Genomic DNA, 12637 nt, shown 5'->3' with positions numbered 1-12637 from the left:
TAAGAAAGACAACTGAAAGTATTGTAATGGTCACTTATATCGAGGCTGCATCAGCGCCCCTCAAGAATACCGGCGTCATCCGTCTCTATACGCCCGAGGATTTTGCCGGGATCAAGCGTGCCTGCCAGATCACCGCGCGCTGCCTCGACGAACTGGCAAGCCGGGTGCAACCCGGCGTGACGACCGACGAGATCGACCGTTTCGTGTTCGAATTCGGCATGGATCACGGCGCCCTGCCCGCGACACTGAACTATCGCGGCTACACCAAATCGTCCTGCACCTCGATCAATCACGTCGTCTGCCACGGCATTCCCAACGAGAAGCCGCTGCGTGAAGGCGATATCGTCAATATCGACGTGACCTACATCATCGACGGCTGGCACGGCGATTCCAGCCGGATGTATCCGGTCGGCGAAATCAAGCGCGCGGCCCAGCGCCTGCTCGAAGTCACCCACGAATGCCTGATGCGCGGCATCGCCGCCGTCAAGCCGGGCGCGCGCACCGGCGCCATCGGCGAAGCCATCCAGACCTTCGCGGAAGCCGAACGCTGCTCGGTGGTGCGCGACTTCTGCGGCCATGGCGTCGGCCGGCTGTTTCATGACGCCCCGAACATCCTGCATTACGGCCGGGCGAACGAGGGGCCGGAAATGCGCGAAGGCATGATCTTCACGATCGAGCCGATGATCAACCTCGGCCGCCCGCACGTGAAGGTGCTGGCCGACGGCTGGACGGCCGTCACCCGTGACCGGTCGCTGTCGGCGCAATACGAGCACGCGGTCGGGGTCACCGCCGATGGCTGCGAGATCTTCACCCTGTCGCCGGGCGGCCTCGACCGTCCGGGGCTGCCAGCATAGGGCATACAATGACCAAGCCCCCTTTCTCTCCCGATGGCGACACTTCGCAACCGGCCGATGAGAGGGGCTTTTTCGCCGGGCAGCAGCCAAAACGCGCAGGGGCCGCGATAGCCGCGGTACAGCAGGACGACGCGCATTATCACGGCCATCGAGACCGCCTGAGAACCCGTTACAGGGAGCATGGCGATACGGCGCTGGCCGATTACGAAATCCTCGAACTGCTGTTGTTCCGACTGATCCCGCGCCGCGACACCAAGCCGATCGCCAAGGCGCTGCTCGAGCGTTTCGGCACGCTTGCCGGCGTCTTCGGTGCCTCGCCGGCTCTGCTGCAGGAGGTCAAAGGCATTGGCGAGGCCGTCGCGTTCGACCTGAAGCTCATTTCGACGGTGACCCATCGCACGCTGAAGAGCGGCCTCAAAGGCAAACAGGTGCTGGCCTCCTGGTCATCCGTGATCGATTATTGCCACGCCGCGATGGCGCATGAAACCCGCGAGCAGTTCCGCATCCTGTTTCTCGACAAGCGCAATGCGCTGATCGCCGACGAGGTGCAGCAGACCGGCACGATCGATCACACCCCGGTCTACCCGCGCGAAGTGGTGAAGCGGGCTCTGGAACTGTCTGCGACGGCCCTGATTCTCGTCCACAACCACCCATCCGGCGATCCGGCGCCATCGCGCGCCGATATCGAGATGACCAGGCTGATCGTCGATATCGCCAAGCCGCTGGAGATTACCGTGCACGACCACATCATCATCGGCAAGGATGGCCATGCCAGCCTCAAAAGTCTGCGGCTGATCTGACTGAATGCTGCGTCAGAGCCATTTGGCCCGCCGGAACATCCGGTAAAGCAGGCTGCACACCACAATGATGAACCCGAGGATGACGAAGTAGCCATACTTGATCTTCAGTTCGGGCATGTCTTCGAAATTCATGCCGTAGATACCGGCAATCGCCGTCGGGACGGCCAGGATCGCCGCCCACGACGCCAGCTTGCGGGAAATCTCGGTCTGCTCGGACTGGCCGATCATCAGGCTGGCTTCGAAGGTGAAAGCCAGCACTTCCCGTAACGTGTCGATATCCTCCTGCACGCGGCGCACATGGTCGGTAACGTCGCGAAACAGCGCATGCAGCGTCGCGTCCATACCGGGAAGATCGAGATGCTCGTGCCGCCGGCAGACATCGACCAGCGGAACCACGGCATTGCGCAGGCGAAGCAGGCTGCGGCGCAGGAAATAGAGCCGTTCGATATCCTTCTTGTCGAGCCGGTCGCGCAGCACCCGCTCCTCCAGTTCCTCAACCTCGGCGTGGATGCCCTCGACGACCGGCATGTAGTTATCGACGATGAAATCGAGGATCGAATAGAGGATGTAGTTCTCGCCATGTGCCAGCGCCGCCGGCGAAGCCTCGCACCGCTGCCGCACCAGATTGTAGGATGTCGAAGGGCCATGGCGCACCGAGACGACATAACCGCGGCCGACAAACAGATGCGTTTCGCCGAAGACGATTTCCTCGCCCATCATATGGGCCGTGCGTGCCACGACGAAGATGGCGTCGCCATAGATTTCCAGCTTGGGGCGCTGGTGGGCATGGCCGGCATCCTCGATCGCAAGTTCGTGCAGGCCGAATTCTGCCTGGACCTCCCGCAACAGCGCCTCGTCCGGCTCATGCAGACCGATCCAGACCACCGCCTTGTCGCGGCCTTTCCACGTGTGCGCATCCTTTATTTCGATATCGAGAATGCGCTGGCCGTGTTCGTAGACGGCGGCCGCGACAACACCCGGACGCGTCGGGGGCTTGGCGGGAGCCGTCCCCGCGTCATCGCTCGAAGGCATAAGCGGCTCGTGTCTCTGCGGGTCACCGGTTTCTTGCAAAGCCATCGCCATCTCTCCCGTTGCAGAAACCGGGCGTCACCGGTCAGGCCTATCCAGTATCAAATATCAACAGTACAAATGCATCCCTTCCGGGGGCTGCATATTGCTCCCAGCTTAAATATAATCGCATTCCATAAAATAAGCATCCGCAGCCTGATGGCGGCGCATAAAGCTTTATTAAACTGTAAGATTGACGATATAGACGCTTGCGAGCGACATTTGCCGCAGCGCACAATGATTCTTTCTCCATCACCGGAAACGCCCCATGAACCAGTACGATCTCGTGGTTGTCGGCAGTGGTCCAGCAGGACGCAGGGCCGCCATTCAGGCCGCCAAACTGGGCAAGAAGGTTCTTGTCATCGAACAGGGAAAGCGGGTCGGCGGCGTCTCGGTCCATACCGGCACCATTCCCTCCAAAACCCTTCGCGAAACCGCGCTGAACCTGACCGGCTGGCGCGAACGCGGCTTTTACGGGCGGGCCTACCGCGTCAAGGAAGAAATCAGCGCCGACGATCTGCGCCGGCGTCTTCTGATCACGCTCGATCATGAGGTCGAGGTGCTCGAACACCAGTTCGCCCGCAACCGCGTCCAGCATATTCGCGGCAAGGCGAGCTTCATCGACCCGCAGACGATGCAGATCGCCAAGGAAGACGGAGAAATCATCCAGGTTTCCGCAACCAGCATCCTGCTGGCCGTCGGCACCAAACCCTTCCGTCCGGATTACATTCCGTTCGACGGAAAGACGGTGCTCGATAGCGACGAGCTTCTGGAAATCGAGGAGCTGCCGCGCTCGTTGGCTGTCATCGGCGCCGGCGTCATCGGCATCGAATATGCGACGATCTTCAGCGCGCTGGATACGCAGGTGACGCTGATCGATCCGAAGGCGACCATGCTCGACTTCATCGACAAGGAAATCGTCGAGGATTTCACCTATCAGCTGCGCGACCGCAACATGAAGCTGCATCTGGGGCAAAAGGCAGACAAGGTGGAGCGGACGCCCGACGGCAAATGCGCGATCACGCTCGACAGCGGCCGCGTGATCAGCTGCGAAATGGTCTTGTTCGCCGCAGGCCGCATGGGCGCAACGGATTCGCTCAATCTGGCAGCAGCCGGCCTTGAAGCCGACAGCCGCGGGCGGCTCAGCGTCAATCCGGAAACATTCCAGACCTCGGTTCCGAACATCTACGCGGCGGGCGACGTCGTCGGCTTCCCCAGCCTTGCCTCCACCTCGATGGAACAGGGCCGCATCGCAGCCCGCGTCGCCGTCGGCGCCATCGCCAAGGAACCGCCGAAATTCTTCCCCTATGGCATCTATGCCGTACCGGAAATCTCGACCTGCGGCCTGACCGAGGAAGAGGTCAAGGAGCGCGGTATTCCTTATGAATGCGGCATCGCCCGCTTCCGGGAGACATCGCGCGGCCACATCATGGGGCTCGATTCGGGGCTCTTGAAGCTGATCTTCTCGCTGAAGACCCGGCGCCTGCTCGGCGTCCACATCGTCGGCGAAGGTGCGACGGAGCTCGTCCATATCGGACAGGCTGTGCTCAACCTGAAAGGCACCGTCGAGTATTTCGTCGAAAACACCTTCAACTACCCGACACTGGCCGAAGCCTACAAGATCGCAGGCCTCGACGCCGGCAACCGGATGGGCGAGATCGGCGCGAAGGCGTAAGCCCATTCTAAGACCGTAAGGCCGCAACATGGCTACGTGCGCGAGAAATTCCAAGCGCGAGGCTATAGGCTTGTCAAACCTACTAAATTAGCTTAAAATAATATCTTCTACGGAATAAGCCGAGTGGAATTCTCAATTTTATTCTCTTGAATGCATAATTTAAATATCAGTATTTTTCTCTCGGCACACGAATAAACCATTACAGACAAGCGTCATTCTCTTAGAGTTTTTCTGAAATATTGATCAACATCAGAATTATACAGACAACACCACACAAGCTTTTATATTAAATAAATAATATTCAAAAATAACAATTAAGAACATTTCCAGACTCCGTACTACTTTGCTTCTACAAGAGAAACTGCGTCAAACAACGACAGTTGATGTAACGCCGGGCGGGAGATCCGGCGCATCGAGGGAGGTGTGATGAAAAACCGGGTGCGAGGGAATTTACTTCTTCTGCTTCAACAGTCTTGGGGCAGAACGGATTATCCGATACATCAGGCTTTTGACGAGCCTCCGGACTAAGCTCCCTCCGTTTCTGACGGCAGTCACTTCAATTGCTCTGCTAAAATTAAAGTTTGATTTCGCCATTACGGATCGAATTTTGAATCGACGACGCAAATGCATGACGAAGCCGCAGATACGCTCCCACTCCAAGAATATTCCATCGGCTACCAATGACGGTAATGCGAAGAGTTTCGGCTGGATTCCCTGCGGCCGATCCACGGAAGAGTATTGCCGAAAATATGCTTTCGCGTCCGCCGATCGCCGTCACGAAAGCGCAGAAGAAACAGCAGGACAAGCATTCGAAAGAGAAGTGATGCGCATTGGGCGCATTACGCAATTTATCGGAGAAATGTACCATGCCCAACACTCCTGTAACCTGGCGCGAAGACTTCATCGCCAACCTCAACGCGACAGGGTCGCAATCCGATCCTGTCATCACCCAACTCGCCAGTGGCTACTTCCTGGTTGTCTGGACCGACAGCGACGATTCGTCCGTTCCCGGATCACCGGCCGGCACTGATATCATCGGCCGGATTTTCGATTCACAGGGGAATGCAGTCACAGACGAAATTCGCCTGAATACACGCAATACTGGTGACAGCGAGTTCAATCCGACGGTAACAGCACTGAGCGATGGCGGCTTCGTCATTGCCTACGATGAGTTGGGAAGCTTCGACGACCTCGATATTGAGACCTACAGCTTCAACCCGGCTACCTTCGTGGTTACATCGGTCGGCAGCAACGATCTCTTCTTCGACAACGGCGCCCCGAACCCACAAGATCCTTCGATCGCTTCGGTATCATCGACATCGGTGCTCGCGGCCTATCACACTGTCAACGCTGACGGTTCCGACAACATTATCATCCGCACCTACAATCCGACGACCAACACGGTGGGCGCTGAAATCACCCTCTTCGCCGGTGCAACAGGGACCGGCGAGGACGCTAGCGGACCGGACGTGGCCGCCATGACCAACGGCAACTACGTCATCGTCTACAGCAACAACAATCCGTCACCGGCCAACGACTCCATATTGTTTGATATCCGCGACAGCACCGGCGTCGCGGTTACCAGCGGCACCGTAGACTCTGGAACCGAGTTTAACGATCCGCAGGTTACTGCGCTCGCCGGCGGTGGCTTTGTTGTCGCATATGCGATCAGCTCCAACGCGGGCGACATCAAATTCCGCGTCTTCGACGGCAATGGGGCCGCACTGACCGGTGGTGGTCCCTTCAACGCGGGCGTCACCTCTTTGGCCAATTCCCAGAACGAGCCAGCCGTCATCGGCCTTGCCGACGGCACTTTCATTCTCGTCTGGGATGACGACACCAGCGGCCAGATCGTCGGCCAGCGCTACAGCGTCTCCGGCCAGAACGTGTTCACGGTTTCCGGTGAATTCGTTGTCGACAACAGTGGCGGTACCTCAATTACCGAAATTGAGCTGGCAGCCTTCCAAGACGGCCGCTTCTCGGTCACCTGGAATGACGGTGGCGATATCCGCGTGAAAATCATGGACACCCGCGATACCGTCAACACGACTGCCGTCTACGCGCCAAACTCCGAGCAAGTAGGCACGATCGGCAACGATGTCTTTACCGCAAACGGCAGTGCCAGCAAGGTTTTCGGCCACGACGGAAATGACATCATCACGGAGAGCGGCAGCATCAAGCAATATTTCGGCGGCAACGGTGACGACACGCTGATCGTCGTTTCGCCGATCAATGATGATGTTCATGACGGTGGCAATGGTAACGATACAATCGACTGGAGCCTCTCGGGCGTCTCCGGCGCGACCTTCGACCTCCTCAACGGCCTTGCTTCCGATGCGGTAGACAGTGAGACCATGACCGGTTTCGAAAACATCATCGCCACCAACAACGCCGACAAGATCTTTGGCAACAGCAATGAGAACATCATCACCGCGCTCGACGGCAACGACACGATCGAAGGCGGCTTCTCGACGGACACGATCAATGCGGGCGCCGGCAACGACACCATCATTGTCCGTGACGGCCAATTTGCTGACAACGTCGTGGGAGGCAGCGGGACCGATCGCTACGTGTTCGCTTACACCAACCAGCGCATCAACATTGATCTTGGAGCAGGCACGCTGCAGGTGTTTGACAGTGTTGGCGGCACTTTCGGTCCGGCGCTGACGGTTTCCGGTGTCGAAAACGTTACCGGCGGCTCACTCAACGACGTCATCACCGGCGACACAGCGAGCAATACGCTTGAAGGCCGCTCCGGCAACGACGCTTTGTCTGGAGACGCCGGAAATGACACATTGGTCGGCGGCAATGGCGCGGATGCCTTGTCCGGCGGCACCGGTTCAGATACCGCCTCCTATTTCGACGCGGCCGCTGCCGTCACTGCAAGCTTGGTGGACTCTACGATCAACACCGGCGCAGCCGCCGGTGATACATACTCGTCGATTGAAAACCTCACCGGCTCTAATTTCAACGACAACCTGAATGGTACTTCTGGTGTCAATACTATCAAGGGAGGTGACGGAAACGATTCGATCAGGGCCTTTTCCGGCAACGACACGCTGACTGGCGAGAACGGAAACGACACGCTCAACGGTGGCAATGGTGCGGATATACTGTCCGGCGGTGCCGGATCAGACACAGCCTCCTATTTCGACGCGACCTCTGCCGTCATTGCGAGCCTATCAGACGCAACGGTCAACACTGGTCAAGCCGCCGGTGACACCTACTCATCGATTGAAAATCTGACCGGCTCCATTTTCAACGATTCTCTTTACGGAAACAACGGCAACAATACGATACTCGGTCGCGCCGGCAACGATGTCCTGAAAGGATACGGGGGTAACGATACCCTGACCGGCGGCTCCGGCAATGATACATTCGCGTTTAACAGGGCGCTAAGCGCGACCACAAACGTCGATACCATTACGGACTTCAATGTGTCCGCGGACACAATCTCCTTGGACGACGCAATATTTACCGCGATCGGCGCAGTTGGCGTGCTCGCAGCATCGGCATTCCGATCCAACACGACGGGCCTCGCAGGCGATGCCTCCGACCGTATCATCTACGAAAGCGACACCGGCGAACTTTACTATGACTCCAATGGCACTGGTGCGGGTGGCAGCGTATTGTTTGCGAAGGTGAGTACCGGCCTAGCGTTGACAAATGCTGACTTCCTGATTGTCTAAGCCAGAATTTGCCCCAGCAATTTGCTGGGGCAGATTTCATGATTTCCAAAGATCTTTTCAGCACCATCGAGGCGTATGGAAAGCCCGTGACAACGAAAAAGGCCGCCCCTTTCGGGACGGCCTTTTCACAACCTTGCGAAAAACGCAGGCCTTATTCGGCGCTGTCGTCAGCGGCCTTCTTCTTGGCCGGAGCCTTCTTCTTCGGTGCTGCGGCTTCTTCGCCTTCGGCGGCTTCAGCCTTGGCAGCAGCCTTCTTCTTCGGAGCCTTCTTCGTTTCCGAAGCGCCGTCCTCGTCGTCGGCCAGCAATTCTTCCTTGCTGACGGTCTTGTCGGTGACCTTCACTTCAGACAGCAGGTGATCGACGACCTTTTCTTCGAAGATCGGCGCGCGCAGCGAAGCGGCGGCACCCGGGGTCTTCTGGAAGTAGTCGATGATCTGCTTTTCCTGGCCCGGGAACTGGCGCAGCTGTTCGAACAGCGAGCGCTGCATTTCGTCGTCGCTCACCGTAACGCCGGCCTTTTCGCCGATTTCCGAGAGAACGAGGCCGAGGCGGACGCGGCGTTCAGCCAGCTTGCGGTATTCGCCGCGGGCGTCTTCTTCCGTCGTGTCTTCGTCAGCGAAGGTCTTGCCGGCCTGCTCGAGGTCGGTGTTGATCTGGCGCCAGATGTTATCGAATTCGGCATCGACGAGGCGCTGTGGCGTGTCGAACTGGTAGAGTTCGTCCAGCTGGTCGAGGATCTGACGCTTGACCTTCTGGCGGGTCATCGAGCCGTACTGGCTTTCGATCTGGCCGCGAACGACTTCCTTCAGCTTGTCGGCCGATTCGAGGCCGAGCTTGGTGGCGAGGTCGTCGTTGATTTCGATTTCGGCGGCAGCGGCAACATCCTTGACGGTGATGTCGAAGGTGGCTTCCTTGCCGGCGAGGTTGGCAGCCGGATATTCAGCCGGGAACGTAACGGTGATGACCTTTTCGTCGCCAGCCTTGAGGCCGACGAGCTGCTCTTCAAAGCCCGGGATGAAACGGTTGGAGCCGAGAACCAGCTCAGCGTCTTCGTCCTTGCCGCCGTCGAAGGCTTCGCCGTCAACCTTGCCGAGATAGTCGATGGTGACGCGGTCGCCGTTGGCGGCCTTGCCCTTCTTGGTCTCGTAGGTGCGGGCGTTTTCAGCGATCTTGAGGATCTGCTCGGTAACTTCGGCTTCGTCGATATCGACGACTTCGCGGGTCACCTTGATGCCGCTGACGTCCTTGAGTTCGATCGCCGGGATGATTTCGTAAGCGACCGTGAATTCAAAATCGGCTTCGGCGCTGAGGATCTTGTCGGCTTCGGCCTCGTTCTCGGTCATCGCGATTTCCGGCTGGGTCGCAGACTTTTCGCCGCGCTCCGACAGGATTTCGGTCGGCTTTTCGCGGACCAGTTCGTTGACGAGTTCAGCCATGATCGACTTGCCGTACATCTTCTTCAGATGTGCGAAAGGCACCTTGCCCGGACGGAAGCCGTTGATGCGGACCTTGTCCTTGGTTTCGGCCAGGCGCTCGTTCATCCGAGCTTCCATGTCTTTGGCCGGGATAACGACCTTGAGTTCGCGCTTCAGCCCTTCAGCGAGCGTTTCGATAACCTGCATGTTCAAACCTTCATTTCACGTTGACAGGGCTCTGTCGGTGTTCTTGTACACGAGCACTTGAGCCGATCCATTTGCCGGGAGTGGCTTTACGCAAATCAGTCACCGTTTTGCAAGCAAAATGGCGCCGTCCTCTCGATCGACGCCAAGGCAAGCCTTGGGCGTCTCTTCATTCTGGTGCGGGTAGAGAGACTTGAACTCCCACGCCTTGCGGCACCAGAACCTAAATCTGGCGTGTCTACCAATTTCACCATACCCGCGTTCAGAAAACCGCAGCGCCTGCTCACGTCGATGCAGAAACATCACGGCGTAACGCCTGTCATCCTTCCGCACCGGGTTCAGGGCGTTCCCGAGCGCGGCGTCTCTATATCACCCGTTTCCAATCGATCAAAGGAAAAATGCGGCAACCGTCGTGTTCTTGTCACTTGCCCGGCAAGCAATGCTTCAACCGGTCAGTAAAGCGGCTCTTCATAGAGCGGTTTCCCGTCGATGGCGATCAACCGGATCTGCATCGTGCCGGCATCATCGACCCTTGCGGTTACGGACAGCGCACTGGCATTGCGCGCCTCCTCCAGCACCTTCCCCTCACCTTCCGGCACATAATATCGCTCTATGCCGTACTCGATATTGGTCAATGGTGTCACAGTGTCCTCTGGATTCAACAATGCCCCGGCGGCATCGAACAATGAAGCCAAAGCCTGATAGCCGATTTTACCATGGACGATCACGCTGTCCGCTTGCGGCGCCAGCGGCTCGAACGATGCCTCCGCCGCATCCCAATATTCGGTGGACGTTTTCTCAAGCCGGACCCAAAGTTCATGCGTGCCGGAGGTATCGGGCCGTTTCCCCTTCACCCTTTCGCCGGGAATCGTCGAAATGTCGTATGCGAGGATGACGTAGTCGCCACGCAGGAGATCGCGGGGATCGACCGGTACGGTCTTCAGCACGACATCGACGCCGTTGCGCAGGATCGAGGCACGGCTTTCGATCATATAGCCGAGGAAGGCGGTCTGCAGCACGGCGACCAGAATGGCGGCGAACAAAGGCCGGATCAGCAGATTTTTGTTCATGCCACGCTCCCTTCAGCGACGGTTTGCGCCGAGAGGCGCTTTTCAACACGAATGACCAGCCAGGCGATCAGGCCGACGACCAAACCGGAAATCAGGAAGAATCCGGATGTGCCGAGCATGCTGCCCAGCGTCTCGAATGCCAGGTAGAGGGTTTCGGCCGCAAACACCGCGTAACCGAGAAAGCGGACGGCGCCGTTCAACCGGCCGGCGATGGCGATCCCGCCGAGAGCGACGGCCAGTGTCGTTGCGCCGAGTACCGTCTCCTGAGCGAAACCGCTCGTTTCGGCATGTAGCGCCGCCAGCCCCAGGATAGCGAGCGCGAAGCTATAGAAGGAAGGTGCCGCCCCGGCGTCGCGGGCAAAACGGTAAAGCGGCGAGACGGGAAGGCTGGCAATCAGGAATGCCAGCAGACCGGCGCCGAACAGAGCGGCTGCGACCCAGACTTCCGGCAGCTCCGTATAGAACCATGCAAGCCACGCCAAAGCGAGCAGATAGCCCAGATGCCGGGCAATGCCGGCATTGGTATACCGCACCAGGGCAATCACGACGACGACCAGGAGCGGGATCAAATAGATGTAGCCATTGCCATCCAGCGAGGCATCGTTATCGACCACCAGCTGGCCGAAAACGGCCCACGCCAGGAAACCGCAAAGCACTGACAGCGCCGCAGACCGGAAGACGATCGCCGCCACGCAGGATGCGGCGAACCAGACCAGCAGCGCATCGGCCGCATCCCCCGACAGATGGTACATCTGCCCGACCAGCGCGATGGCGCCACCGAAGGTCATGGTCGCCAGAACGAGCAATGCGGCGCCCAATCCCTTGACGCCGCGTCCGAGGCAGAACGCGGCCAGCAGGTAAAACGCCCAGATCAGGCCCAGGATGCCGCCGACGCGCACCAGGCGGGGAATGGCTTCCCAATTGGCAGCAACGAGAAGAAGAATGGCCGCCGACAGCAGCACCGCCGCCAATATCAGCAGAACCCTGCCCGTACTGAAGACGGATTCGCGGGCGTCATACTCCGCCAGCATCGCCTTTGCCGCTCCGGCATCGAGCATGCCCTTGGAAACCCATGTATTGAAGTCTTTCTCGATCCGCCCCCGGTACATCGACCGATCTCCCTGCATGCGTGTGTTGCGCAACACATATCATGTGCCTCGATAATTCCTAGACAAGCAAGACGAGACGACGCAAATCCGGGGTGCGCCCAGAACAGGATCATCGTTAACGGGATATGAAGAGTTTCGTGCAAATCTGTCGTCTCGACAAAGACACGTCTCCACCGGCGGGGCTCATGCGAAATCTGCATATCATCCATGATGATATTGCACTGCACAAATTCCGGCCGCAGAGCTATATTGAATTCAAGAAGACGGAACGAGATCGGCGCAAGCGATCGGGGCCGTCAGCGGCAAGACCAGCCGCTTCCGCGCAAGACGCGGAAAAGGTCAGCGAACCGAAAGGTTCGCATCATAGAATTCGCAGTGGCGCACTCCTCCTCCCAGCGCCACTCCGATCCGACGGGCAACACTCCTCCTCCCAGTTGCCTGTCACCATAAATGACGCCCGCTGGACCTCCTCCCCCAGCGGGCGTTATTTGTTTCAGAACACCCGAAAATCATTGTATTTTCGCGATTTTTTGCACCTCACCCGGGCAAATGGTGAAATTTTAACCATCTGGGTGCCGCCGGAATGGGCCAGCCATGCACCGTCCACATAGGTGCCATTCCTCATTGGCTCTACCCATTTCCGATCGATGGATTTATCTTGAGGACAACTTCGGGGCAGCGCACTCCTCCTCCCAGCGCGCCTCGATGGGATTGGCAACACTCCTCCTCCCAGTTGCCAATCAGAACAAGC

10 protein-coding genes and 1 tRNA gene are annotated in these 12637 nt (G+C 58.3%); 5 read left to right on the top strand and 6 right to left on the bottom strand.

What is annotated here, in order from left to right; all coding sequences use genetic code 11:
• The first annotated feature begins 26 nt into the window (after positions 1-26).
• Together map and radC are read left to right on the top strand one after the other, a co-directional pair.
• Positions 27-854 carry a type I methionyl aminopeptidase gene (gene map, locus ADU59_RS18095; RefSeq protein ID WP_068955551.1) on the top strand — a complete coding sequence of 276 codons (828 nt, stop codon included), beginning with the start codon at positions 27-29 and terminating at the stop codon, positions 852-854.
• Positions 855-862: 8 nt separating this feature from the next.
• Positions 863-1654 carry a RadC family protein gene (gene radC, locus ADU59_RS18090; RefSeq protein WP_068955550.1) on the top strand — a complete coding sequence of 264 codons (792 nt, stop codon included), beginning with the start codon at positions 863-865 and terminating at the stop codon, positions 1652-1654.
• A gap of 12 nt (positions 1655-1666) precedes the next feature.
• Here radC and ADU59_RS18085 read toward each other — a convergent pair whose 3' ends face one another.
• The gene (locus ADU59_RS18085) at positions 1667-2686 is read right to left on the bottom strand and encodes a magnesium and cobalt transport protein CorA (protein ID WP_068955667.1); all 1020 of its coding nucleotides are present in this window, start codon (positions 2684-2686) and stop codon (positions 1667-1669) included.
• A 304-nt stretch (positions 2687-2990) separates the two neighbouring features.
• Here ADU59_RS18085 and sthA point away from each other — a divergent pair, with 304 nt between their 5' ends.
• Entirely contained in the window at positions 2991-4397 is a 1407-nt protein-coding gene (gene sthA, locus ADU59_RS18080; RefSeq protein WP_068955549.1) for a Si-specific NAD(P)(+) transhydrogenase, read from the top strand.
• A gap of 574 nt (positions 4398-4971) precedes the next feature.
• On the opposite strand, the gene ADU59_RS30300 is transcribed toward sthA, so the two are convergent.
• A complete protein-coding gene (locus tag ADU59_RS30300) occupies positions 4972-5265 on the bottom strand; it encodes a hypothetical protein (RefSeq protein ID WP_139093191.1) in 294 nt (97 codons plus the stop codon).
• On the opposite strand from ADU59_RS30300, the gene ADU59_RS18075 reads away from it, so the two are divergent.
• Positions 5264-8086 (top strand): beta strand repeat-containing protein, encoded by a 2823-nt coding sequence (locus tag ADU59_RS18075; protein WP_068955548.1) that lies wholly within the window; start codon positions 5264-5266, stop codon positions 8084-8086. The two genes, ADU59_RS30300 and ADU59_RS18075, sit on opposite strands and share 2 nt — an antisense overlap.
• 151 nt (positions 8087-8237) lie before the next feature.
• Here ADU59_RS18075 and tig read toward each other — a convergent pair whose 3' ends face one another.
• From tig to ADU59_RS18055, 4 genes are all read right to left on the bottom strand, one after another.
• A complete protein-coding gene (gene tig, locus ADU59_RS18070; RefSeq protein ID WP_068955547.1) occupies positions 8238-9710 on the bottom strand; it encodes a trigger factor in 1473 nt (490 codons plus the stop codon).
• A 172-nt stretch (positions 9711-9882) separates the two neighbouring features.
• A tRNA-Leu gene (locus ADU59_RS18065) sits at positions 9883-9967 on the bottom strand.
• A gap of 192 nt (positions 9968-10159) precedes the next feature.
• Entirely contained in the window at positions 10160-10777 is a 618-nt protein-coding gene (locus tag ADU59_RS18060; RefSeq protein WP_068955546.1) for a GDYXXLXY domain-containing protein, read from the bottom strand.
• Positions 10774-11886, bottom strand: a complete 1113-nt coding sequence (locus ADU59_RS18055) for a DUF2157 domain-containing protein (protein WP_068955545.1) — start codon at positions 11884-11886, stop codon at positions 10774-10776. The genes ADU59_RS18060 and ADU59_RS18055 overlap by 4 nt, the downstream gene beginning before the upstream one ends.
• Before the next feature lie 125 nt (positions 11887-12011).
• Between ADU59_RS18055 and ADU59_RS30295 the strand changes: the two genes are divergently transcribed.
• Positions 12012-12497: a hypothetical protein gene (locus ADU59_RS30295; RefSeq protein WP_139093190.1), complete on the top strand. Its 486-nt coding sequence runs from the start codon at positions 12012-12014 to the stop codon at positions 12495-12497.
• The last annotated feature ends 140 nt before the right edge of the window (positions 12498-12637 follow it).

The sequence above is a fragment of the Pararhizobium polonicum genome, assembly GCF_001687365.1.
GTDB classification, from domain to species: domain Bacteria; phylum Pseudomonadota; class Alphaproteobacteria; order Rhizobiales; family Rhizobiaceae; genus Pararhizobium; species Pararhizobium polonicum.
This window is presented reverse-complemented; position numbering and strand designations above follow the sequence as displayed.